The organism is Caballeronia udeis (genome assembly GCF_044909315.1).
Taxonomy (GTDB): Bacteria; Pseudomonadota; Gammaproteobacteria; order Burkholderiales; family Burkholderiaceae; genus Caballeronia; species Caballeronia udeis_A.
Genome location: NZ_JBIYEB010000004.1, coordinates 391,644 through 413,115 on the forward strand (window position 1 = coordinate 391,644; position 21,472 = coordinate 413,115).

22 protein-coding genes are annotated in these 21,472 nt (G+C 61.2%); 14 read left to right on the forward strand and 8 right to left on the reverse strand.

The window, feature by feature from the left end:
- Positions 1-25: 25 nt before the first annotated feature.
- On the reverse strand, positions 26-1,309 hold the full coding sequence (gene glgC, locus ABH944_RS09190; protein ID WP_404605492.1) for a glucose-1-phosphate adenylyltransferase: 1,284 nt from the start codon (positions 1,307-1,309) through the stop codon (positions 26-28).
- A 463-nt stretch (positions 1,310-1,772) separates the two neighbouring features.
- Between glgC and pdxY the strand changes: the two genes are divergently transcribed.
- The 3 genes from pdxY (at position 1,773) to ABH944_RS09205 (ending at position 5,146) form a co-directional block, all read left to right on the forward strand.
- Positions 1,773-2,636 carry a pyridoxal kinase PdxY gene (pdxY, locus tag ABH944_RS09195; protein WP_404605491.1) on the forward strand — a complete coding sequence of 288 codons (864 nt, stop codon included), beginning with the start codon at positions 1,773-1,775 and terminating at the stop codon, positions 2,634-2,636.
- Positions 2,637-2,785: 149 nt separating this feature from the next.
- Entirely contained in the window at positions 2,786-3,586 is an 801-nt protein-coding gene (locus ABH944_RS09200) for an SDR family oxidoreductase (protein WP_404605490.1), read from the forward strand.
- A 123-nt stretch (positions 3,587-3,709) separates the two neighbouring features.
- Positions 3,710-5,146, forward strand: a complete 1,437-nt coding sequence (locus tag ABH944_RS09205; protein ID WP_404605489.1) for a dihydrolipoyl dehydrogenase — start codon at positions 3,710-3,712, stop codon at positions 5,144-5,146.
- 125 nt (positions 5,147-5,271) lie between these two features.
- Here the strand turns inward: ABH944_RS09205 and ABH944_RS09210 are convergent, their stop codons facing one another.
- The 3 genes from ABH944_RS09210 to ABH944_RS09220 form a co-directional block, all read right to left on the reverse strand.
- Positions 5,272-5,619, reverse strand: coding sequence for a hypothetical protein (locus ABH944_RS09210; protein ID WP_404605488.1), 348 nt, complete (start codon positions 5,617-5,619; stop codon positions 5,272-5,274).
- 278 nt (positions 5,620-5,897) lie between these two features.
- Positions 5,898-6,788, reverse strand: coding sequence for a 3-hydroxyisobutyrate dehydrogenase (gene mmsB / locus ABH944_RS09215; protein WP_404605486.1), 891 nt, complete (start codon positions 6,786-6,788; stop codon positions 5,898-5,900).
- Between the two features lie 49 nt (positions 6,789-6,837).
- Positions 6,838-8,382 carry a CoA-acylating methylmalonate-semialdehyde dehydrogenase gene (locus ABH944_RS09220; RefSeq protein WP_404605484.1) on the reverse strand — a complete coding sequence of 515 codons (1,545 nt, stop codon included), beginning with the start codon at positions 8,380-8,382 and terminating at the stop codon, positions 6,838-6,840.
- 218 nt (positions 8,383-8,600) lie between these two features.
- On the opposite strand from ABH944_RS09220, the gene ABH944_RS09225 reads away from it, so the two are divergent.
- From ABH944_RS09225 to infA, 7 genes are all read left to right on the forward strand, one after another.
- Positions 8,601-9,563: a LysR family transcriptional regulator gene (locus ABH944_RS09225; RefSeq protein WP_404605483.1), complete on the forward strand. Its 963-nt coding sequence runs from the start codon at positions 8,601-8,603 to the stop codon at positions 9,561-9,563.
- A gap of 218 nt (positions 9,564-9,781) precedes the next feature.
- Positions 9,782-10,768 carry a M23 family metallopeptidase gene (locus ABH944_RS09230; RefSeq protein ID WP_404605482.1) on the forward strand — a complete coding sequence of 329 codons (987 nt, stop codon included), beginning with the start codon at positions 9,782-9,784 and terminating at the stop codon, positions 10,766-10,768.
- The gene (locus ABH944_RS09235) at positions 10,755-11,132 is read left to right on the forward strand and encodes a hypothetical protein (RefSeq protein WP_404605481.1); all 378 of its coding nucleotides are present in this window, start codon (positions 10,755-10,757) and stop codon (positions 11,130-11,132) included. Before ABH944_RS09230 ends, ABH944_RS09235 begins: the two co-directional genes overlap by 14 nt.
- A gap of 89 nt (positions 11,133-11,221) precedes the next feature.
- A complete protein-coding gene (locus tag ABH944_RS09240) occupies positions 11,222-11,668 on the forward strand; it encodes a bactofilin family protein (RefSeq protein WP_404605479.1) in 447 nt (148 codons plus the stop codon).
- Between the two features lie 184 nt (positions 11,669-11,852).
- Positions 11,853-12,830 carry a magnesium/cobalt transporter CorA gene (gene corA, locus ABH944_RS09245; protein WP_404605478.1) on the forward strand — a complete coding sequence of 326 codons (978 nt, stop codon included), beginning with the start codon at positions 11,853-11,855 and terminating at the stop codon, positions 12,828-12,830.
- A 593-nt stretch (positions 12,831-13,423) separates the two neighbouring features.
- Positions 13,424-13,717 carry a hypothetical protein gene (locus ABH944_RS09250; RefSeq protein ID WP_197500291.1) on the forward strand — a complete coding sequence of 98 codons (294 nt, stop codon included), beginning with the start codon at positions 13,424-13,426 and terminating at the stop codon, positions 13,715-13,717.
- Positions 13,718-13,808: 91 nt separating this feature from the next.
- On the forward strand, positions 13,809-14,078 hold the full coding sequence (infA, locus tag ABH944_RS09255) for a translation initiation factor IF-1 (RefSeq protein WP_050382773.1): 270 nt from the start codon (positions 13,809-13,811) through the stop codon (positions 14,076-14,078).
- A 161-nt stretch (positions 14,079-14,239) separates the two neighbouring features.
- On the opposite strand, the gene ABH944_RS09260 is transcribed toward infA, so the two are convergent.
- The 4 genes from ABH944_RS09260 to ABH944_RS09275 all read right to left on the reverse strand — a co-directional run bounded on the left by ABH944_RS09260 (position 14,240) and on the right by ABH944_RS09275 (position 17,822).
- Entirely contained in the window at positions 14,240-15,130 is an 891-nt protein-coding gene (locus ABH944_RS09260; protein ID WP_404605475.1) for an HAD family hydrolase, read from the reverse strand.
- Positions 15,127-15,993, reverse strand: coding sequence for an ROK family protein (locus tag ABH944_RS09265; RefSeq protein ID WP_404605474.1), 867 nt, complete (start codon positions 15,991-15,993; stop codon positions 15,127-15,129). Before ABH944_RS09265 ends, ABH944_RS09260 begins: the two co-directional genes overlap by 4 nt.
- A 10-nt stretch (positions 15,994-16,003) precedes the next feature.
- The gene (zwf, locus tag ABH944_RS09270; RefSeq protein ID WP_404605473.1) at positions 16,004-17,557 is read right to left on the reverse strand and encodes a glucose-6-phosphate dehydrogenase; all 1,554 of its coding nucleotides are present in this window, start codon (positions 17,555-17,557) and stop codon (positions 16,004-16,006) included.
- A 64-nt stretch (positions 17,558-17,621) separates the two neighbouring features.
- The gene (locus tag ABH944_RS09275) at positions 17,622-17,822 is read right to left on the reverse strand and encodes a hypothetical protein (RefSeq protein ID WP_404605471.1); all 201 of its coding nucleotides are present in this window, start codon (positions 17,820-17,822) and stop codon (positions 17,622-17,624) included.
- A gap of 20 nt (positions 17,823-17,842) precedes the next feature.
- Here ABH944_RS09275 and ABH944_RS09280 point away from each other — a divergent pair, with 20 nt between their 5' ends.
- The 4 genes from ABH944_RS09280 to ABH944_RS09295 all read left to right on the forward strand — a co-directional run bounded on the left by ABH944_RS09280 (position 17,843) and on the right by ABH944_RS09295 (position 21,252).
- Positions 17,843-18,691, forward strand: a complete 849-nt coding sequence (locus tag ABH944_RS09280; protein WP_404605469.1) for an arylamine N-acetyltransferase family protein — start codon at positions 17,843-17,845, stop codon at positions 18,689-18,691.
- A 9-nt stretch (positions 18,692-18,700) separates the two neighbouring features.
- On the forward strand, positions 18,701-20,404 hold the full coding sequence (locus ABH944_RS09285) for a peptidoglycan D,D-transpeptidase FtsI family protein (protein ID WP_404605467.1): 1,704 nt from the start codon (positions 18,701-18,703) through the stop codon (positions 20,402-20,404).
- A 164-nt stretch (positions 20,405-20,568) separates the two neighbouring features.
- Positions 20,569-20,901, forward strand: a complete 333-nt coding sequence (locus ABH944_RS09290; protein ID WP_404605466.1) for a hypothetical protein — start codon at positions 20,569-20,571, stop codon at positions 20,899-20,901.
- A gap of 72 nt (positions 20,902-20,973) precedes the next feature.
- On the forward strand, positions 20,974-21,252 hold the full coding sequence (locus tag ABH944_RS09295; protein WP_404605464.1) for a hypothetical protein: 279 nt from the start codon (positions 20,974-20,976) through the stop codon (positions 21,250-21,252).
- Positions 21,253-21,472: the final 220 nt, after the last annotated feature.

Consider the following 21,472-nt stretch of genomic DNA (forward strand, 5'->3'; position numbering starts at 1 on the left):
ATTGGCTTGTTTCCGGTCGCCCGAATTATGACTGCTTGGCTTGTCCGAGACGTGTCAATGCATCCTGTGTCACGAGTACCACACCATTTTCAGTGCGGAAAAACCGCTCGGCATCGTAATCGGGATCTTCGCCTATGACGAGTCCCTCGGGCAGCGTGCAACCCCGGTCGATCACCACGCGCTTCAGGCGGCAACTTGGGCCCACCGTGACCTGCGGCAACAACACGGCTTCGTTGATGTGACAGAACGAATGCACCCGCACCGCCGATGAAAACACCGACCGCGCGACTTGCGAACCCGATATCACGCAGCCGCCGCACACCAGCAGATTGTTGATCGCGCCCTGCTGCCCGTGCAGGTCGCGCACGAACTTGCCCGGCGGCAACTGCTCCTGGTTGGTCCAGATGGGCCATTTGCGGTCGTACAGGTCGAGCGCGGGAATGGTCGACGCGAGATCCAGGTTCGCCGACCAGTACGCGTCCACCGTGCCCACGTCGCGCCAGTACGGCGGCGCATTCGGATCGGTTTCGGAGGTCACGCACGACATGCCGAACGGATGCGCGATCGCTTTGCCGCTGGTCACCACGCGCGGCAGGATGTCCTTGCCGAAGTCGTGGTCCGTATCCGACGTCAGGATGTTTTCTTCAAGCAGCGCGTACAGGTACTTCGCGCTGAACACGTAAATGCCCATGCTCGCGAGCGCGACGTCGGGTTTGCCCGGCATGCAGGGCGGGTCTTCCGGCTTTTCCAGGAAGTCCGTTATGCGGCGCTGCGCGTCGACGTGCATCACGCCGAACGCGGTCGCTTCCATGCGTGGCACTTCAATACAGCCGACCGTGCAATCCGCGCCGCTCTCGACGTGGTCGAGAATCATGCGCGTGTAGTCCTGCTTGTAGATGTGATCGCCCGCCAGCACGATGATGTACTCGGGCCCGATCGACCGGATGATGTCGAGATTCTGGAAGACCGCGTCCGCCGTGCCCCTGTACCAGCTTGAATCAACCCGTTGCTGGGCCGGCCAGATATCGATGAACTCGTTGAACTCGCCGCGCAGGAAACCCCAGCCGCGCTGCAGGTGGCGCAAGAGCGAATGCGCCTTGTATTGCGTGACGACCGCGATGCGCCGGATGCCTGAATTCAGGCAATTCGACAACGCGAAGTCCACGATCCGGTACTTGCCGCCAAAATGCACTGCTGGTTTGACGCGTTTATTCGTGAGCGGTCCGAGCCGGGTACCCCGGCCGCCCGCAAGGACGATTGCCAGCGTGTTCTTCTGCAGATCCGTACGATTTCCTGTCAGCGTCTCCATACCGACCTCCTGTTTTTGCGGCCTGTCTCTGGCCCGTTTCTAGCTGGGTTCAGCTGTTTTACCGGTGCTTGCTGGCGAATGACTCGAATTGGGTTGGGGTGGTTTTTCTCCAGAGGATTTGAACGGCAAATAATTGGGCGCGTCAGGATGATTTTGCTGCAAAGGTGAATAGTTCGCACCTGCTTTTCGGAAATTGACGCGCGGTACCGTCAAAATCGCTTTGCAATCCGATGGAATTGCTCTGCGGATTGCTTCCAGGCCGTTTCTCGTTCGCGGGCATTGCAAAAAGCTATAAGGCTGAGCAATCCTCATGCCAAGCGAATCTCGCGCTCATTGGCGTTCCGCGAGCAGGTTCTTCCGATCCAGGCCAAAACCACGGCACAATGATGTCCGGCATGCCGAACATGCATGCGGTTTTCGTGCGCGGCCCTGGCCGCTGTCCTGCACCTCGCTAAAAACCATCATGCAAAATGTCCTCAGTATCCAGTCGCACGTGGTCTTCGGCCACGCAGGCAACAGCGCGGCCGTCTTCCCGATGCGCCGCATGGGTGTCAACGTCTGGCCGCTCAACACCGTGCAATTCTCGAATCACACGCAATATGGCCGCTGGACCGGCAGTGTTGTCGACGCCGACGAACTGACGCGCGTGATCGAGGGGATCGGCGCTATCGGTGTGCTGTCGCGCTGCAACGCGATCCTGTCGGGTTACCTCGGCTCGCCCGAGCAAGGCGCCGCGGTCGTGGAAATTGTCAGGATGGTGAAAGCCGTCAACCCGAAAGCACGCTATTTCTGCGACCCCGTGATGGGCACCACGAGCGGTTGCATCGTCGAACCCGGCATCCAGGAATTCCTGGTGAATACCATGCCGGAAGTCTCCGACGCCATGACACCGAATCACATCGAATTGCAGAAACTCACGGGGCGCACCATCGAGACGGTAGATGAAGCAGTCGCTGCCTGCCGCGAGGTAATCGCCCGCGGTCCGAAAGTGGTGCTCGTCAAACACCTGATCGACCGAAACAGCCGTGCGGATACCTTCAACATGCTCGTCGTGACCGAGACCGAAGCGTGGTTCGCGCAGCGGCCGCTCTACCCGTTCGCGCGGCAACCAGTGGGTGTAGGCGACCTGACAAGCGCCGTATTTCTCGCGCGCACGCTGCTGGGCGACTCGGTGCGTGACGCGCTGGAGCACACGCTGGCCGCGGTCAACGCGGTGGTCAGGACTACCTTCCAGGCGGGGCGATATGAACTTGAGATCGTCGCCTCGCAGGACGAGATCGCCTACCCGACGGAACGGTTCCCCGCGCTTGGGGTGGATTCCGAGTAGGACTGCCGGCCCGGACCGCTGCATCATTCCCGGACGGGACCGGCACTTGCTTGGGTCCTCACGCTTCCAGCCCAGGCCTGCCCGGCAGGCGCTGCGCTCGCTTTGACAAGCCGCGCGCAGAGCGCGGTTCGCATCCAACCAGGAACGTTATGAACCCAGCACTCGAAGGTCAGGTCGCGCTCGTCACCGGCGGCAGTTCTGGCATTGGTTACGGTGTGGCGCAAGCGCTCGCCAATGCCGGCGCCAGTGTCGCCATCAACTACCACTCCCACGGCGAGGCCGCTGAAGCGCTCGCCGCATCGATAGAAAAAGCCGGCGGCCAGGCTGTCGCGATCCAGGCCGACGTCTCCGACGAAGCCGATATCGACGCCATGTTCGACACGCTGATCAAGCGTTTCGGCACGGTGGATATCGTGGTCGCCAATTCCGGCTTGCAGAAGGACGCGAAGTTCGTCGAGATGACACTCGCCGACTGGAACGCCGTGATGAACGTAAATCTGACGGGCCAGTTCCTCACCGCGCAACGCGCCGTCCGTGAATTCCTCCGGCGCGGCCCGCGTCCTGTGTCCAGGGCGCTCGGCAAGATCATCTGCATGAGTTCTGTGCATGAAGTCATTCCATGGGCGGGACATGTCAACTACGCGTCGTCGAAAGGCGGTATCCAGATGATGATGAAATCGCTCGCCCAGGAAGTCGCGCCCCACAGGATTCGCGTCAATTCAATCGCGCCGGGCGCGATCCGCACACCGATCAACAAGGCCGCGTGGGACAACCCCGAGGCGTTGAAGACGCTACTTGAACTCGTGCCTTACGGCCGGATTGGCGAAAGCGAGGACATTGGCCGGGCAGCGGTCTGGCTGGCCTCCGACGACAGCGACTATGTGGTTGGCACAACCTTGTTCGTGGACGGCGGCATGACCCTGTATCCGGGCTTTGCGGACAACGGCTAGCTACAGCGAAGCCGGGCCCATCTGCGTTCATCGGCGCCGCGTTCCAGCCTGACCGAAGCCCGGACGGAGCGCATCCGCGGTGGTCGTGAAACAGATTCGAGTACATCCAAGCCAAAGGTACCAATGAAGCAGATCAAGGTGGACGTCGCCGTCATTGGCGCAGGGACGGCCGGCATGGCCGCATATCGTGCGGCACGGCACGCGGGCAAGCAGGTCGTGCTGATAGAAGGCGCCGAGTTTGGCACGACCTGCGCACGCGTGGGCTGCATGCCGTCCAAGCTGCTGCTTGCAGCGGCCAATGGCCTGCACGACGCAAAAGCGCAAGCGCCGCGGGGCATTGAAGGCACGCATGCGCTCGAGGCCAATAGTGAACATGTGCTCGCTTATGTCCGCAGCGAACGGGATCATTTCGTCAAAGGCGTGCTGAAGGAAACGGATTCATTTCCTCAGGACACGATCATCCGCGGCTTTGCCCGCTTCGAATCGCGTAACGTTCTTCTTATCGATGACTTCGCCCGCGTGGAAGCCGCAAGCGTAGTGATCGCGTCGGGTTCGGCATCCGTCATTCCAGATGACTTCAAGGTATTCGAAGACCATCTCGTGACAAGCGACGACGTCTTCGACCTCAAGACCGTGCCCAGGCGTTGCGCCGTTTTCGGCGCCGGCCCTATCGCTCTCGAGCTCGGCCAGGCATTCGCGCGGCTCGGGGTCGAGGTATTCATGTTCGGCCGGAAGAATCACGTTGGCGGATTGTCGGACACCCCGGTGCGCGACGCATTGATTGAAGCGCTGCGGCAGGAGTTTTACCTCGACCCCGACGCGACCATCCTCGAAAAATCAATGCAGGACGGCGAACCCACGATCCGCTTCAAGTCGCTGGATGGAACCGAGCGCACCGAGCGCTTCGACCGGGTACTCATTGCGGCCGGCAGGAAACCGGCACTGGCGTCGCTGCAGCTTGAAAAGACCGGTATAGAACTCAACGACAAGGGCGTTCCTGTCTTCGACGAATCTTCCATGCAGTGTGGCGACAGCAGCATCTTCATAGCGGGCGATTGCGACGGCACGCGTCCCTTTCTCCTCGATGCCGCCGACGAAGGCAAGCTTGCCGGCGACAATGCCGCGCGTTTCTCCGAGGTTCAGTCCGTCAAACGCAAGGTGCCGTTTTCCATCGTGTTCTGCGAGCCGCAGGTCATCGCCGTAGGCACGTCCTACGATGAGCTCGACAAGCAGATGACAGTGACCGGAAGCGTGTCGTTCGAAACCCAGGGGCGCAGTCGCGTGCTACGGCAAAACCGGGGTTTGCTCCATGTCTATGCTCACGCCAGGACCGGCAAGTTTCTGGGCGCCCAGGGATGCGGGCCGGCCCTTGAACATCTCGGCCACCTGATGGCTTGGGCGCTGCAACTGGATCTTTCCGTGGAAGACATGCTGAAGCTGCCGTTCTATCACCCCGTGATCGAGGAAGGATTGCGCACGGCGCTGAAGGAAGCGAACAAGAAATGTTTTGAAGCACGCGCGCAGACAGCACCCGAATTACCCAACGCGGCAGGTTGCTAGCCCGTTAGCCGTGCCCGAAACGACCATAGAAAAAGCCCGCTCTGGCAAAAGTGCTGGAACGGGCTTTTTATTGCTGCGAGAACCTGAATAACGCTACCGCTTACGGCGCGTGCTTACATTCGTGCTTACATTGCATATTGGAGCGCGAGGTCGAATCCCAGCACGACCACCGAGCAGAACACGCCAAGCAGCAAGTTAGCCGCACGATGTGCAACGTCATGGTGTTTCGTCAACATGGCTGCAGCCATGAATGCGATTTCGACCACAATCTGCATCGCGAACACAGCCAGCATCAACGCGAATTCATACCCCATCGAACTGAAGTCCGAGAAGTTGAAACCACGCACAGCCACCCATGAACCTACGCGCCATAACTCATACACCAGCAGCACCAACGGGAACAGGTAGCTGAACACGTAGGTCGGCAGCGTTGCGTGCCGCAATTCCATGTGAAAGTGACGAGTTGTTTGCATCTGGCTCTCCTTGATCCTGGCTATTTGCCGCCAGCATTTCGCTGGCCTTAATTAACCTAATAAAACACCTCAAAGCGGCTTCGCTGACTTCATCATTTACTTACTAATACAGACGAAGACATGAACGTCGTGCTTTGAGAATAGGCCAAAATCAGAAGAAGCGAATCATCGTATTCCCCATGTCCTTGCTTAGCATGGCAGAGCGACCGCCATGCTGCAATGCAGCTTAATAGCCTACATAAAATGCATTGCAGCAATTCAGGATTATCGGGTTTTAATCAGGCCTCCTCGCTACCGTACAGCTTGATAATCGCGGAGAAGTCCAACCCGCCCAAGCCCTGCATGCTCATGGTCTGGTAAAGCTGCTGCGCGAGCGCCCCAAGCAAGATGGGTTGCTCGACTTGACGCGCTGCATCAACGGCCAGTCCCAGGTCCTTCAACATTAGATCGGCGCCGAACCCCCCGGTATACCCGCGTGACGAAGGCGCATTCGGTAAAACGCCAGGGTAGGGATTACACGTATCGGCACTCCAGCAACGTCCCGTCGATGTGTTGATGATTCCGGCGAGCTTGTTCGGTTCGATCCCGAGTGACGCGCCGAGTTTCATGGCTTCCGCCACGCCGATCATCGAAATGCCGAGCAGCAGGTTGTTGCAGATCTTCGCGATCTGACCGGTCCCCGTTGCGCCGCACTGAACCATGTTCTTGCCCATGCCGGCGAGCACGGGCTTGAGCGTGTCGAACAATGCGGTGTCGGCGCCGACCATGAACGTGAGCGTGCCCGCCTGCGCGCCGCCTGTGCCGCCGGACACGGGGGCGTCGGCGAACGGATTGCCCTGCTTCAACGCGGCTTCACCGACCAGGCGCGCGGTCGCCGGATCGATCGTACTGCTGTCGATCAGCGGCACGCCCGGACGAACCCCCGCCAGTACGCCATCCGGTTCCAGATACACCGCCCTGACGTGCGCGGCCGCAGGCAGCATGGTGATCACCACCTCGCTCTCCCGCGCCGCCTCGCGCGGCGAAGCGGCGGTCCGCGCACCCGCGTCGACCGCCGCCTGCAACGCCGTCTTCGATAAATCAAAAACCGTCAGCGAATGCCCTGCTTTCAGCAGATTGGCGGCCATGGGTCCGCCCATGTTGCCCAGTCCGATAAAGCCGATTTCCATTGCATTTCCCCTTGTTTATTTCGCCGGGCTATTTCACCCGGCAACCGGCTTAGCGCAGCGAAATAGTCGTGTTGACACCGTCGTTGACGGTAGCGTCGTCGAACCAGCGCGACGTGACGGTTTTGGTTTGCGTATAGAACTGCACGACCTGTTTTCCGTACGGGCCGAGGTCCCCCAGTTTCGAACCGCGCGAGCCGGTGAAGCTGAAATACGGCACCGGCACGGGGATGGGAATGTTGATCCCCACCTGGCCCACATCGATCTCGCTCTGGAACTTGCGTGCGGCCGCGCCGCTCTGCGTAAAGAGGCCAACGCCGTTGCCCATCGGATTGCGGTTGACCAGCGCGATGGCATCGTCGAGCGTTGCGGCTTCCAGCACGCAGATCACCGGACCGAAGATCTCTTGCTTGTAGATGGTCATGTCGGTGGTGACGCCTGAGAACACCGTCGGGCCGATGAAATTGCCCTGCTCGTATCCCTTCACCTTCACATCGCGGCCATCCAGCGACAGCGTTGCCCCTTCCTTCACACCTGCCTCGATCAGACCGAGGATGCGTTCCTTGGCTGCCCGCGAAACAACCGGGCCAACGTCGGTATTCGCTTCCGTCCCACCGTTCACCGTCAGGCCACGCGCCCGTTCGACCAGTTCCGGCAACCAGTCCTTCGACGCCCCCACGAACACCACGACTGAAGTCGCCATGCAACGTTGCCCCGCTGCGCCAAAACCCGCTCCGGCGAGCGCATTCAGCGTCTGCTCGCGGTTTGCATCGGGCAGCACGACCGCGTGATTCTTCGCGCCCATCATGGCCTGCACGCGTTTGCCGTGCTGGCTGCCGAGGTTATAGATGTGCGTGCCCACATGGGTCGACCCGACGAACGAAATCGCCTTGATGTCGGGGTGCGTACAGATGGCGTCCACCACCTCCTTGCCGCCGTGCACCACGTTCAGCACGCCCGCCGGAATGCCGGCCTCCAGCGCCAGTTCGACCAGTTCCATGGTGGACAACGGATCCTGTTCCGACGGCTTCAGTACGAACGTATTGCCGCAGACAATCGCCATGGGGAACATCCATAGCGGGATCATCGCGGGGAAATTGAACGGCGTGATGCCGGCGCACACGCCTATCGGCTGGCGCAGCGTGTAGGTGTCCACGCCGCCCGCGACGTTCTCCGAGAATTCGCCCTGCTGCAGCGTGCCGATCGAACATGCGTGTTCGATCACTTCAAGGCCGCGGAAAATATCGCCTTCGGCGTCGGGCAGCGTCTTGCCCTGCTCGGCCGTCAGCGTCTCTGCGATCCGCTTCATGTTCTGGCGCACCAGGTCCTGGAATCGGAGCATCAGGCGCATGCGTGTGCCGAGCGGCGTCAGGCGCCACGTCTGGAACGCTTTTGCCGCTGCCGCCACGGCGGCGTCGACTTCCTGTTTTGTCGCAAACGGCACCCGGCCCACCACCTCCTGGGTCGCGGGGTTGACGATGTCGCGCCACTCCTGCGTCGTCGATTCCACAAACTTGCCGTCGATCAGCAATTTGGCCGTGCGCACACCGGCGTTGGATTGTTCGGCTAGCGCCGGACGGTCAGCAGCGGTATTCATGAGAGAGGCTCCTTGAAAACGAGAACGTTCCTGGCTGGAACGCAATGAGAGAGACGCGGACGCGCGCGGATGCCGCACAGGTCGCCATAGGGAAATGTCGTCTCCGGAATATTTGAATGTTGTCGGCCCGGTCATTACACAACGTGCAAAGCGAGTCCACAAGGTTCAGTATAGTTATGCAAATCTCCACGATGTATCGATACATATACCCATCCAATATGCAAAAAAGCACGGTGCCTGGCGTCAACAACCTGAACTGGGACGATCTCCGATACTTCCTGGAAGTCGCGCGAACCCAGCGTGCGAGCGGCGCGGCGAAGCGCCTGGGGGTCGACTACACGACCGTCGCCCGTCGCGTGCGGGCGCTGGAAGATGCGCTGGGCACCCTGCTCTTCGATAAATCCCGCAGTGGCGGTTTCATCCTGACCGCCGAAGGGCAGCGCCTGCTGGCCTACGTCGACGCGATGGAAACCACGGTTCAGTCGGCGACCGAGCGGATTGCGAACTCGGGTCACGCGCTGTCCGGACACGTGCGGGTAGGCTCGACCGAAGGTTTCGGCTGCTTCTTTCTTGCGCCGCAACTCGCGCGTTTCCAGGATGCACACAGGCAGATTTCCATCGACCTGTTGCCGGTGCCGCACTTCGTCAGCTTGTCCAAGCGCGAGGCTGACATAGCCGTCACGCTGGAGCGCCCGGAACACGGCCAGACCGTCTACACCAAACTTTGCGACTACCGCTTGCGCCTCTACGCCACGCGCGGCTATCTCGATCAGCACGAACCGGTACGCAAGGTGGAAGACCTCACGACGCATCGCTTTGCGAGCTATATCGATGACCTCGCTTTCAGCTACGAACTGCTGTATCTCGAACGCGCGGTTCCGGGCGCTGTGTCGCACTGGCGCAGCACCAGCGTGATCGCGCAATATCACGCCGCGCTGCAAGGGCGCTCGCTCGCGATCCTGCCGTGTTTCATGGCCGCACAGGACCCGCGCCTCGTAGCCGTGCTCGCCGATGAGATCGTCGTCACGCGTGCGTTCTACCTGTCCTGCCGCGAAGATTTGCGCAAATTGAAACGCATCACGGCGGTGTGGGACTTCCTGCGCACAGTGGCTGAAATCAATCGTCCGCTGCTGATGGGCGAGGCGCGCGAGATGCTATGGAGTAAAACGGTGAAGCCGTGAATTTCGCGTTTATTCAGCTCCACTTATATATGAGATACGCATTCGCGTAACAGGTGCATGATCGTCCGCCCAATAAGGCTTTCCGCCGTAGCCCTGCTGCGGCGTTTTCACATGGACGTGACCTTTATCCATCTCATTATCAGCATTCGCAGACAGGCCGGCAATCCATCGCCCGCGCGTCTTCTCTTGCCTGCGCGTTTGCCGCGCCCGGTGCACTGATGGCGTTCGTCATCTGGTCCCGCCGGAACGTGTCGCATCAGCGCGTGCGTTTCGTCGAAGCGCGCACTGTCCGCACCATGGTGATCGTTGCCGTCATTGCGATGATCCTGGCCGCGGTCGCGCTCGGCATTGCCATTGGCGCGGCAATGGGCAACACTCACGCGGCCGAAGAAAAGTCGCAAACGGAGCGGCGCTCCTATGAAATCGATGAACTCGGCAAGATCAGCGCGACCCTCACGCATATCGAACCGCGTGTGGTCGAACTCGTGGAGCAAGTGAATGAACTTCAGGACTTCGAAGCACAATTGAAGGCGGCGCGGCGCGCGGCCGACCGGCCGGACATCCACGTGGTTCCACCGCTTCCAGAGAACGACGACGAATCGCCGCTCGACAGCAGCGCGTCGGGTGGTCCGTCCATGCCGCCCCGGCTCTGCAACGCCCAGCGTGCGGCGCTGACCGGTACCGCGCCGCAGCGGCTGAAACACACGCAAAGCGCGCTGGATTGCCTCGATGCAACCATCGGCGCGCTCGACGACGCCGTGCTCGCTCACTACGCGTCATACATGGCGTTTCCGGGCCGCCAGCCCGCACCCGGCGCGCGCTTCGGCTCGCCGTTCGGCAACCGCAGCGACCCGTTCACGGGGCACCTGAACTTTCATCCGGGCGTCGACCTGGTCGCGCCCACCGGCACGGCCATCTTCGCCAGCGCGGGCGGCCGCGTGATCCAGGCGGGACCACACGGCGGTTACGGCAACTCCCTGGATATCCAGCACAGCAGCGGCGTGATCACCCGCTACGGGCATACATCGAAGCTATTCGTGAAGGTCGGCGATCTTGTCATGCCCGGCCAGAAGGTTGCCGAAATCGGCTCGACCGGACGCTCGACCGGGCCGCACTTGCACTTCGAGGTGATCATCGACGGAACGCAGGTCAATCCCACGCCTTATCTCGCGCTCTTCAAGCTGAAATCCAATGCCGCAAGCTGATCGAAACAGGCCGACGCACAAGCTCACGCGCCGCACCTATTCCGTGACGTCGCGGCGCGGCCCGACCTGGCCCATGCTGCTGCTCGGCACGATAGCCGCGGCCTGCGCGGCGGCGGCGCTGGCCGCGGCCGGCTTCGCACTCGTCACGTCGCGCGACAACAGCAAGAAGGCCGACGCGCTGTGCGCACCGCCCATGTCTGAACGCGAGATTCGCGAGCAACTTTCGAAGGCGCGTATTGCGCTCGACCACGAGGTGGCGACACGGCTCGTCATGGAGCAACAAGCGTCCGAAAGTCTGGCGGAGATCCACAGGTTGCGGACCGACCTGACCTTCCTCAAGCGTCAACACGATAAGTCTAACTAACCATGCCCAACTGACCGTTCCCGGAACCTGCCTGCGCGGGTTCCATTACCGGCACCTACTTTGCAATTCATACCAGAAGGGGTCTTCCCATGTTCAAGAAAAAATCTCCCGGCGTCAGTCAGGCCAAGCTGGCAACACTGATCGCACACGACGTCCAGATAGCCGGCAACCTCGAGTTCAGCGACGGCCTGCGCATGGACGGCCACGTGAAGGGTAACGTGACGGGCCGCCCGGGCGAACAAACGCTGCTGGTCGTGAGCGACCAGGGCTCGATCACCGGCAACGTCAACGCCTATGACATCGTGATCAACGGAACCATCACCGGCGACGTCACGGTGGAACATTTTGTCGAACTGCAATCGAATGCGCATGTGAACGGCAACGTCTATTACCAGCAATTGCGCATGGACGCGGGTGCATCCGTGGAAGGGAAACTCACCAAACGCGACAACACCCTGGCGCCGCAGGCGGCACAAACGGCGCAAGCGCGCCTCAGTTCCGACCTCACCTCGGACTACTCGCACAGCGAGACGTGACCTGCGCAGCGGCTGCATGGCAGGACGGCGCAAGACGGCTACGCGCGGTAGGCGCCTGACAAATCCGCTAACATTCACAGCAACTCCGGCCATGCCTCCCAGATGCGCTGCCTAGCCTGGCGAAAAGCGTTCGCGAAAGGCGGCATGCGCCGGCTCCACCATCGTGCGAGAGGGGCAAGAATCCATGCTGGTCAATTGCGCGGCTTACCAGAAAGGCCGCAAGCTCGCCGACGTCGCCATCGACGACATTTCAGCGTACCGGGACGTTCCCGACTGCTTCATCTGGGTCGCGCTGAAAGACCCCGGCTCGGGCGAACTCGCGCATATGTCGCATCAGTTCGGGCTGCACGAACTCGCCGTGGAGGACGCGCAGAACGGCCACCAGCGTCCGAAGATCGACGAATACGCGGACTCGCTGTTTTGCGTGCTCCACACCGTGGAACTCGATACCGACAACGAGCTGGTGGTCGGCGAAATCAACGTGTTCGTGGGCAGAAACTATGTGCTGTCCGTACGCAACCGGACGAGCCAGGGGTTCCAGGACGTGCGTTTGCGCTGCGAGCGCGAGCCGCATTTGCTGGAAAACGGTCCGGCATTCGTGATGTACGCGCTGATCGACAACGTGGTGGACCGTTATTTCCCCATTCTGGAGACGCTGGGCGCGGAACTCGACGAGCTCGAGGAACGCATTTTCACGCGCAACGGATCGGCGGCGTCGCGGGTGATCATTGAAGACCTGTATTCCCTGAAGCGCCGGCTCGTGCTGCTGCAGCATCACACCGCGCCGCTGCTGGAAGCGGTCAGCAAGCTCTACGGCGGCCGCGCGCCGGGCATTTGTACCGGCATGCAGGACTATTTCCGCGATGTGTACGACCATCTGCTGCGTATCGTGAAAACGATCGAGGGACGCCGGGAAATGATCGTGACCGCCATCCAGGTCAACCTGGGCCTGATTTCGCTGGCGGAAAGCGAGGTGACCAAGCGGCTGGGCTCGTTTGCGGCGCTGTTCGCCGTGCCCACCATGATCGCGGGGATCTACGGCATGAATTTCCACCGCATCCCGGAACTCGACTGGGTCTATGGCTATCCGGCGGTTATCTGCGTGATGCTCGCGGTGGACATTTGCCTTTACTGGCGGTTCCGCAAGGCCGGATGGCTATGATGGTTATAATGGAGGCTTCGGTGCCGCTGGAAGGCGGTTGGATGACGGAAAACGGCTCGACGGAAACCCCGGTTACCGTTGACGGGCACGTCAGCATTGCAGCATCGAGAGGCGGGGCCTCCGGCGACAGCGGAACTTTTTTCTGATTTGCTGTCTAATAATACATAGTGCGCTTCTGGCGCAGCGTGTTCGCCACGGCAACAGCGATCCACCCAACATTTCAGCGCAACACCCTGGCTGAATGTCATCGCCCCGGCAGTGTGGGCTCCGCAACCGGTCGCGGCCCTGCATTCGTCTTCAAAGTTTAAACAGCAGCGACGTCGACGGTTGCTTGTTTCCAGGCGTTATACCGCGCATGGTTGCATGGGTAATACGTGAGCAGCGCACGTGTTACCTCGACGTTCTTCAACACCTACAGCCCGGCGAGCGGCTGCGCCCTGTGTGCGCCGCGCGCCATTTTTTGCTCGTAATCGCCTATCGACCGCACGTGCCAAGGGGCGCTGAACGGTCGGCGGTGTGGTTTTCAAGGCATCGACCGCATCATGTCGACGCCCGGGCGGGCGCAATTCAGGAATTCAGGAAATATGAAAGAACTGGTCAAGCCGCTTAAGACGTACAAGGGTTACGAAATTCATCCGCTGATCTACCCCCGCGGCGCCCGGGACGGCGGTGCGGCAGTCCGTGCAGCGGACACCGGTTACGAAGCGTCGGTGCGCATCCGTCGCGCGCCGCCGGCAGGCGAGGAAGCTACGGGCGAAAGCCGCGTGTTCCGCATCGAGCAGGCCGGATCGTTCGAAAACGGTGGCCAGGCTCGCCGGGCGTGCTTGTTGCATGCGGAAAAGCTGATCGATGGCCAGATCGACGGCCAGACTGTTGCGGATCTGTGACTAGGCGCGACCGCTAGGCGTTAAAAGGCATCGCGAGGTCGGGCCGGTCTCGCATACAATCGCAACGAATAGATGATTTAAGGAGCTTTATATGGCGAAAGAAGAGTTACTCGAGCTGGACGGCATTGTTGACGAAGTGCTTCCCGACAGCCGCTACCGCGTGACGCTGGACAACGGCGTAGTCGTGGGCGCGTATGCATCGGGCCGCATGCGCAAGAACCACATCCGGATTCTCGCGGGCGACCGTGTGACGCTGGAATTGTCGGTGTATGACCTGACGAAAGGCCGGATCAACTTCCGGCACAAGGACGAACGTGCGACCGGCGGCGGTGGCCCGCGTCCGCAAATGCGTCGCCGCTAAGCAGGAAGCTGTCGTGACGCGCTGTTAAAGCGAGTCCTGCACAGTCCTGCTTGCCGGAATCGAGAGCAAAGCTTCGTCGGCGCCGCCGCTGGATGCTGCCAGTCAGCATCGCATGGCGCCGATGCCGCTCATGCGTCTTCACGCGTGCCCAACCAGAAACATCATTTTCCCTTCCGGGCCGCCAGCAATCCGTTGAGGCCTGCGGCAAAACCGTCTTTGTCGTTCGTAGCCGACACAAACGTCGCGTGCGATTGAACCTCTGCCGACGCCTGCCCCATCACGATCGACACGCCCGCCACATCAAACATGGCGACGTCGTTGCCCATATCGCCCAGCACCGCCACATTTTCCAGCGCAACGCCCGCCAGCCGCGCCAGTTCGCGCACGCCCCCGCCTTTGTTCGCGAGCGGGTGCGTTATGTCCAGGTAGTAGGTTTGTGAACGCATGGCCATGGCGCGGCCCTTCAGCGTGTCCTGGAACTCGGCTTCCTTGCGCTGAAGCAGCGCAGCGTCTTTCGTCGACGCCACGATCTTTTCAACCGAATCCAGGTCGATATCCTCGAAACGCTTGACCACCACCGCGTCGTATCCCACTGTGCGGCGCTCCAGCGGCACATATTCGCCGCCGGGATTCGTGATGTACCACTGGTCGTCGATAAACACCCATGCATCGATCCCGTCGCGCTCCAGGCTTTCCAGCGCCGTTTGCGCGGCGGCCCGCGGCAGCCAGTGGGCGTTCAGGGTTTTCCAGCCGTCGGGATCCACCAGCTTGCCGCCGTTGAACGCGGCAAACGGCGCCTTGATCCCGAGCGTCTCCACGATCGAATGCATGCCCTTGCCCGGCCGGCTGCTAGCCACCGTGAAGCGCACCCCCGCCGCGGTGAGATTGCGCACCGCCTCCTGCGCGGGCTCGCCGAGCGATTTATCCGTGTAGAGCAAGGTGCCGTCGCAATCGGAGATCACGAGTTCGACCTTTGCCAGCGCGGCCAGCGCCTGGTCCGGGTCGTTACGGCCGGGACCGAGTGCCAAACCGGTAGCGCCGATGGAAGTCATTCAAACGCTCCAGGGGGCAATTGCCGTGTCTCGCGCACTGAACGCGGGTGCCAGAGCCGCGCACCGCCTTCAATGCCGGCCTCGTTCGAGACCACCTTCACGTTATCCGGCAACTCGAAATTCAGATTGGCTGCATTGCCGCCGCCAATCCACAAACGGTCGTAGTTCACCAGCGAACTCAGGATGCCGATGATCTTCTCCACCCGGCGATTCCAGCGTTTGTTGCCCGCCTTGTCGCGCGCCGCATTGCCGAGATATTCATCGTACGTCTTGTTTTTATTCACCGGATGATGCGCCAGCTCGAGATGCGGCATGAGTTCGCCATCGCGGAAAAGTGCGGTGCCGGCGCCCGTGCCAAGCGTCAGCACGAACTCGATGCCTTTCCCTTCGATAGCCGCAAGCCCCTGCATCTCGGCGTCGTTGATGATGCGCACCGGCAGGTTCCCCAGGTGCTCGGCCAGCATCTGGGCGAGCGGCACGTTGCGCCAGAATTCGTTGCCGAGGTTCGGCGCGGTCAGCACGTGGTTGTCCCGCACGACGCCCGGAAAGCCAATCGATATCTGCGTGGCCGGCAGCGGCGTCAACAGCGGCTGGACCAGTTCCACGAGCTTCTGCACCAGCACGTCCGGCGGACACGGATGCGGCGTGGCCACTTTTAGCCGCTCGGTTTCCATCTTCCCGTGCGCATCGATAATCGCGGCCTTCAGGCCTGTGCCGCCCACATCGATGGCAAGAATCCGTTCTTTCCCGCGCGGACGTTTGGCCGTGTTAACCGCGGCTGCCTTGACCGCGGCCGCCTTTTTCACCGCTGTCTTGCCTGCCGCGGTCTTTTTCACTGCTGCCTTGCGTGCTGCTGTCCCCATACGGTTCTCCTCAGTTCTTGTCGTCGTGATCGGGTTTTTGCGTGTGCTCGTCTGCCAGCGAGCGCCAGGCGCGGCCGTCCGCCTTCAACAGATCGTCAGCTTCCTTGGGTCCCGCGCTGCCCGCCGTGTAGCCATGTACCGGCAACGGGCCGCCTTCGGGATGCAACACGGCGTCAACAGCCGCCCAGCTGGTTTCAATGCTGTCGGCACGCTGGAACAGCGTTTCGTCGCCGAGCATGCAGTCATACAGCAGCGTTTCATAACCCACGTTCGGCTTCTCGTCGAAAAAGTCGCCGTATTTGAACGACGACTTGACGGCCCCGACCTGCATCACGGGCCCCGGCACCTTCACGTTGAAATCGAAGGTCGTGCCGTGTTCCGGGTCAATGCGCAAGGTCAGCACGTTCGGCACGAGGGTGTCCACGGGCGTATCACGGAACAGCAGGAACGGCACCGCCTTCAGTTGCACCGATATCTCCGTGCGCCGCGCCGTCATCCGCTTGCCGGTACGCAGATAAAACGGCACGCCGGCCCAGCGCCAGTTCTCGACAAACACGCGCGCCGCCGCATAGGTCTCAGTCTGGCTATCCGGCGCGACATCCGCTTCCTCTCGATACCCCGCCATGGTCGCGGATTTTTCGTACTGCCCGAGCACGACGTCGCTGGGTTTCAGCGGCTGGATTGCGTCGAAAATTTCCGCCTTCTTGTCGCGCACGGCTTCTGCATCGAATGAATTCGGCGGTTCCATGGCCACCATGCCGAGCAACTGGAACAGGTGGTTCGGCACCATGTCGCGGAACGCGCCCGTCTGCTCGTAAAACCCGCCGCGCGCTTCCACACCAATGGTTTCCGCCGCCGTGATCTGCACATGATCGATGTATTCGCGCCGAAAAATAGGCTCGAACAACGCGTTCGCGAAGCGCACCGCGAGGATGCTCTGCACCGTGTCCTTGCCAAGAAAATGATCGATACGATAAATCTGGTTCTCGCCGGCGAACTTGAGGATGCTCTCGTTGAGATCCTTCGCTGACGCATAGTCGTGCCCGAACGGCTTTTCGATCACCACGCGACGGAAACCCTGGTCGCTTTCCTTCAGCAATCCCGCTCGGCCAAGCCGCTCGACGATCGGCTTGAAGAAGCGCGAACTGACGGCGAGATAAAAAATGACATTTCCGTTGTCACCCAAGGTCTGCTTCAGCTTGTTAAATACGTCGTCGGTTTCGAATTCGCCAGCCACGTATTGCAGGCGGTCCGCGACCCAGCTCCATGCTTTGTCGTCGAAATGCGACGTGTGGAAGGCACCGGCTTTGTCTGCGGCGAATTTTTTCAGCGAGTCGGTCAGCTGGTCACGCCAGGCGCTCGTCTCGAGCTCCCCGTGATTCACGCCAATGATCTTCATCTTGTCGTCGAGCAGGCGATCCGACGACAGGTTGTATAGCGCCGGCATTAGCAGCCGTTTGGTCAGGTCCCCGGCTGCACCGAAGATCACCAGGGTGCACGGCGGGGCGGGATGCTTGCCTGCGGGCGGCGGGGACGAAGTTGCGGTAGCGAGTGAGGTCGACATAGGGTTCTTTAAAAGAAGAGTTGAACGCACTGCCTATTAAAGACCATGTTGGGCGCGTCACAGTTCAAAATCCCGCCCAAACGGCCTGCTTCCTGGCCTGCTTTTTGGCCTGCTTCCTGGCCTGCTTTTTGGCCTGTTTCCAGGCCTGCTTCTGCTTTTTCGACTTGTGCGGACCGATGCGCAGCGTATGCAATATGTAATCGGCACGTGGGCTGTGCCGTAGAATGTCGGCACCTCGCGGCGGCTCGCCCGGCTTCGTTTCCATTATCCGTGCAGGAGTTCCACATGAATCAGACACTCTCCCCGGCGCAACTCGCCGCCTATTTCGACCGCATCGGCTATGTCGCGCCTGATCGCAAGTCCCAGCAGGCTACATCAGAGACGCTGCACGCGCTGCACAGGCTGCATCCGCAAACGATCCCGTTCGAAAATCTCGACTCGCTGCTCGGGCGCACGCCAAGCCTGGACCTCGCGTCCGTGTTCGCGAAGCTCGTGAGCGCCCGGCGCGGCGGGTATTGCTATGAACACAACCTGCTTTTTCGCGCCGTGCTCGACACGCTCGGCTTCGAAACCACGGGCCTCGCCGCCCGCGTGCTGTGGAACGACCCGGCCGCCATGGCGCCGCGCACCCACATGATGCTGCTGGTCGAAACGCCCGACGACACCTGGCTTGCGGACGTCGGCTTCGGCAGCATGACGCTCAGCGCCCCGCTGCAATTCGACGCAGGCCGCCAACAGGCAACGCCGCACGAGCCGTTCCGTCTCGACCTGATCGAGCGCGGCGATTTCATGCTGCAAGTAAAACTCGGCGATACCTGGAGGCCGATCTACCGTTTCGACCTCGAACCGCAATTTCCCTCCGACTACGCGATCGCGAACCACTATGTATCGACGTATCCCGACTCGATTTTCGTGAACCACCTGGTCGTGGCGCGGGTTGTGCCAGGTGAGCGGCAGACCTTGTACGACATGACCCTGACCCAGCGCGGCGAGACGGAATCCAGGCGCGAACTGGCGAACCCGGCGGAACTGCGCAGCGTGTTGCAAGACGTGTTTGGGCTCACCTTGGCCGGCAACAAGGCCGACGCCTTGGTCGAGCGTATCGCGCGGGTGTCCACGTCCATCACGTCCTGAATCGTCCCGATGCGTAAAACCGCCAAGCGAGCCCATGAATCTTATCGGACGCCCGTGAAAAACGCCGTGCTCGAAAGCCGGCTGCCACGGTGGCGCTCCACGCTGGTCGTGCTGCTGATGTTCAGCGCCTTCGCAGCGCTCGCCGCGCGTGCGCTGTGGGTGCAGGTCGTGAACCAGGACTTTTATATCAGCGAGGGGCAAAAGCGCTATCAACGCACGCTGGAGCTCAGCGCAACGCGCGGACGCATCGTGGACCGCAACGGCGCAATGCTGGCCGTGAGTCTCGCGACCTATGCGATCTGGGCCACGCCCTCGCGCTTTGATCGCGAGACCTTGCCGGCAATTTCTCGCCTGATCGATATGCCCGAAAAGGAGCTCGCGCGCCGCCTAGATGGTGCACGCTCGTTCGTGCTGCTGAAACGGCAAGTCGATGCAGACACGGCCACGCGTATTGCCGAAACGGGGCTGGCGGGCGTGACGCTCGTGGCCGATACGAAACGCTTCTATCCCGAGGGGGAGTCGGCGGCCCACATCGTCGGTTTCACGGACAACGAGGACAAAGGCCAGGAAGGTATTGAACTGGCCGCAAATGACCGGCTGACCGGCGAGCACGGTCAACGCGAAGTGATCCGTGACCGGCTGGGACGGGTGGTGTCCGAGATTGGCGAGGTGGAGTTGCCCGAGAATGGCGAGACTATTCATCTGACCATCGACCGCCGGATCCAGCAGCTCGCGCACACGCAACTGGCGGCGGCGATCACGAAGCACCGCGCACGTGCGGGCAGCGTGGTCGTGCTGGATGCGAAGAACGGCGAGATCCTCGCGCTCGCGAACTATCCCACCTTCGACCCGAACGACCGCGCGCGGCTGACCGGCGAGCAGTTGCGCAACCGCGCGCTGACCGACACCTTCGAGCCGGGCTCGACGATCAAGCCGCTGGTGGCGGCGCTCGCTATTGATCTCGGCTACGTGCGGCCGGACACGCGCATCGATACATCGCCGGGGACGTTCAAACTCGGGCCGAACGTGATTCACGATACGTCTAACCATGGCGTCATCACGGTCTCCGAAGCCGTGCAGATGTCGAGCAATATCGCGTTGACGAAGCTCTCGCTGAAGCTTCGCCCGCAAACGGTGTGGGACAAGTATCGCGAATACGGCATTGGCCAGGCGCCGGACCTGACGTTCCCGGGCGCCGCGACCGGACGCTTGCGGGCATATGAACGCTGGCGTCCGATTGAACAGGCGACCATGGCGTACGGCTATGGCCTGTCTTTGTCGCTGTTGCAGATTGCACAGGTTTATACGGCTTACGCGGGGAACGGCGAATTCCGGCACTCCACCCTGATCCGCGGCCAGGCCACGCCGGAACCGGTGCAAGTCACGAAACCCGCGACGGCGGCGGCTGTGCGCGGCATGCTCGAACTCGCGATGGGACCCCGTGGCACGGGACGTGCGGCAGCAGTGGATGGGTATCGCGTGGGCGGGAAAACCGGCACCGCGCGCAAGCAGGTCGGACGCACGTATGCGGCGAACAAGTATCGCGCGTCGTTCGTCGGCATGGCGCCGATGAGCGACCCGCAAGTCATAGTCGCCGTCATGATCGATGAACCGTCGGCCGGCTCCTACTATGGCGGCACCGTCGCCGGGCCGGTGTTTTCGGGCGTGGTCGGCGGCACCATGCAGCTTCTGGGCGTGCCGCCGGATGCTTGATGCGCGTCAGCGTCCACGGGATTTCGTCCTCTCCGTCGTCATCCCCGGTCGGGGCCGGCGCGGGCGGAAAACGTAAGGCCGCTGTGCTGTAATGTTGGATTGCCCAGTCGAATACTATGGCGAACACTGCATCGAAGGGCCGGTCGCAAACCTTTAAGGACACCATGAAAAAGATTGTCGGCGCGCTCGCGCTTCCGTTGTTTTTATTGCAAGCCTGTGCTCAGTTCCATAACGCCGACGCCGGTCAGCCGGAAGTCGAAACGGCGCCTAACGCGTCGGTGGCGAGTATCGTCCAGTGCCTGACGGACGAGGCGAAAAAACATAACGCCACGTTCAAGCAAACACCGATTCCCCAAGGCACAATGCTCGAATTCGGCGATTCCAACGTGATCAAGGTTCGCTTCGATAACGGCGAAACGTCGTACCGGTTTTACCCGGGCGAACGGCATTTGTCGAACCTGTGGCTAGAAGGCGCGAGCAAGAAATGCGCTCCATGAGGGGGTTTCGCAGCGTGTTTCATGACGCCTGTTTCCTGACACCTTCGCGCGGGCTTTTTTACCGGGCTGATCGTGCGCTCGACTAAAGCCATCAACGCGGTGGAGCGTCTCAAGACGCGCTCCGGCAATCCGCACTATGCCGCCGTGAGCCTGAGCGGTGGCTTGTTTTATCTCGTCGACCGGGCGGCAAGCGGCGAACAGAAGCTGTCCCCTCCGCAGACCATGGACGATTTCGTGGCCTTCGTGAACGGAATCAAGCCCGAGAAACCGCGACGCGTCAGCAAGCTCGACCTGGCCATGGACGAGCAGATCAAACGCAGCGGCAAGCTGAAAACGCCCACCGACAAGTGACCCGCTCTTCACCGCGCAGCTCGATGTCTTGCGCGTGGTGCATGTCTTCGTGTCTTCGCATTGTTGAAACCTGCGTTGTTGGAAGCCGCCTCCCTCGAAGCTGCAATCGCGCCACCTTGGCCCCCATCTCAAGCATCGTTCCGCCGGATATTAGCGTTGTTCGGCGCGCTTACTTCGTATCCCAGCACACAGAAAACGTTTGCATCGCCCGATTAGCCGC

What these genes read in the sequence shown, in the direction of transcription:
- ABH944_RS09280 (WP_404605469.1), top strand. Translation starts at nt 17,843, where the DNA reads ATGAATCAGACACTCTCCCCGGCGCAACTCGCCGCCTATTTCGACCGC.
- mmsB (WP_404605486.1), bottom strand. Translation starts at nt 6,788, where the DNA reads ATGGAAATCGGCTTTATCGGACTGGGCAACATGGGCGGACCCATGGCC.
- ABH944_RS09230 (WP_404605482.1), top strand. Translation starts at nt 9,782, where the DNA reads ATGGCGTTCGTCATCTGGTCCCGCCGGAACGTGTCGCATCAGCGCGTG.
- ABH944_RS09275 (WP_404605471.1), bottom strand. Translation starts at nt 17,822, where the DNA reads ATGGAAACGAAGCCGGGCGAGCCGCCGCGAGGTGCCGACATTCTACGG.
- glgC (WP_404605492.1), bottom strand. Translation starts at nt 1,309, where the DNA reads ATGGAGACGCTGACAGGAAATCGTACGGATCTGCAGAAGAACACGCTG.
- corA (WP_404605478.1), top strand. Translation starts at nt 11,853, where the DNA reads ATGCTGGTCAATTGCGCGGCTTACCAGAAAGGCCGCAAGCTCGCCGAC.
- infA (WP_050382773.1), top strand. Translation starts at nt 13,809, where the DNA reads ATGGCGAAAGAAGAGTTACTCGAGCTGGACGGCATTGTTGACGAAGTG.
- ABH944_RS09290 (WP_404605466.1), top strand. Translation starts at nt 20,569, where the DNA reads ATGAAAAAGATTGTCGGCGCGCTCGCGCTTCCGTTGTTTTTATTGCAA.
- ABH944_RS09240 (WP_404605479.1), top strand. Translation starts at nt 11,222, where the DNA reads ATGTTCAAGAAAAAATCTCCCGGCGTCAGTCAGGCCAAGCTGGCAACA.
- ABH944_RS09265 (WP_404605474.1), bottom strand. Translation starts at nt 15,993, where the DNA reads ATGGGGACAGCAGCACGCAAGGCAGCAGTGAAAAAGACCGCGGCAGGC.
- ABH944_RS09205 (WP_404605489.1), top strand. Translation starts at nt 3,710, where the DNA reads ATGAAGCAGATCAAGGTGGACGTCGCCGTCATTGGCGCAGGGACGGCC.
- ABH944_RS09225 (WP_404605483.1), top strand. Translation starts at nt 8,601, where the DNA reads ATGCAAAAAAGCACGGTGCCTGGCGTCAACAACCTGAACTGGGACGAT.
- pdxY (WP_404605491.1), top strand. Translation starts at nt 1,773, where the DNA reads ATGCAAAATGTCCTCAGTATCCAGTCGCACGTGGTCTTCGGCCACGCA.
- ABH944_RS09200 (WP_404605490.1), top strand. Translation starts at nt 2,786, where the DNA reads ATGAACCCAGCACTCGAAGGTCAGGTCGCGCTCGTCACCGGCGGCAGT.
- zwf (WP_404605473.1), bottom strand. Translation starts at nt 17,557, where the DNA reads ATGTCGACCTCACTCGCTACCGCAACTTCGTCCCCGCCGCCCGCAGGC.
- ABH944_RS09235 (WP_404605481.1), top strand. Translation starts at nt 10,755, where the DNA reads ATGCCGCAAGCTGATCGAAACAGGCCGACGCACAAGCTCACGCGCCGC.
- ABH944_RS09210 (WP_404605488.1), bottom strand. Translation starts at nt 5,619, where the DNA reads ATGCAAACAACTCGTCACTTTCACATGGAATTGCGGCACGCAACGCTG.
- ABH944_RS09220 (WP_404605484.1), bottom strand. Translation starts at nt 8,382, where the DNA reads ATGAATACCGCTGCTGACCGTCCGGCGCTAGCCGAACAATCCAACGCC.
- ABH944_RS09260 (WP_404605475.1), bottom strand. Translation starts at nt 15,130, where the DNA reads ATGACTTCCATCGGCGCTACCGGTTTGGCACTCGGTCCCGGCCGTAAC.
- ABH944_RS09285 (WP_404605467.1), top strand. Translation starts at nt 18,701, where the DNA reads ATGCGTAAAACCGCCAAGCGAGCCCATGAATCTTATCGGACGCCCGTG.